Source organism: Shewanella sp. AS16, assembly GCF_021412365.1.
GTDB lineage: Bacteria > Pseudomonadota > Gammaproteobacteria > Enterobacterales > Shewanellaceae > Shewanella > Shewanella salipaludis.
Map to the genome: position 1 here is coordinate 1 of NZ_JAKCLK010000042.1, position 578 is coordinate 578.

Annotated in this window: 1 protein-coding gene; it reads left to right on the forward strand. The window is 57.8% G+C overall.

The features are described 5' to 3' along the window. A partial coding sequence (locus LZP73_RS19230) for a right-handed parallel beta-helix repeat-containing protein (RefSeq protein ID WP_234236517.1) occupies positions 1-578 on the forward strand: 578 nt, incomplete at both ends.

The window sequence follows — 578 nt, forward strand, 5'->3', positions numbered from 1 at the left end:
AATGCCGTGGGAACCTCATCGAACAAGATTTATTTCACCTCTTATCGTGATGACAGTGTCGGCGGCGACAGCAATAACGATGGCTACAGTGAAGGTGCGGCCGGAGATTGGATAAGCCTGCGCTTTGAAGACTCGGTGGCCGACAGCTTGACCAAGCTGGCATACGTGGAGCAGCGCTTCGCCGGGGCCTCCAATGAGGCGGCCCTGTTCCTGAACGGCGCCAACATCAGCGTCACGGACTCGGTCCTGCGGGACAGTGGTTACCGTGCCATCGAGTTGCAGTCATCCAGCCCGGCTATCGAGCGCAATCAAATCATCAATAGCCGGGGCTCGGGCATTTTTGTGCAGTACAGTTCCAACCCACTGATTAAGGATAACCTTATCCGCGGCGCAAGCACCCAGGGGATCCGGGTGGAGTCGAGCAACTCGGCACCGGAAATCCGCGATAACCGCATAGAGCACAACGGTGACTGGGGCGTGTATTTCCGCTATGCGGTCACGGGCCCCGTGCTGACGGGCAATATCATCATAGACAACAAGCGGCCCATGTTGGTGCCGGCGACAATGATGCCCAACGC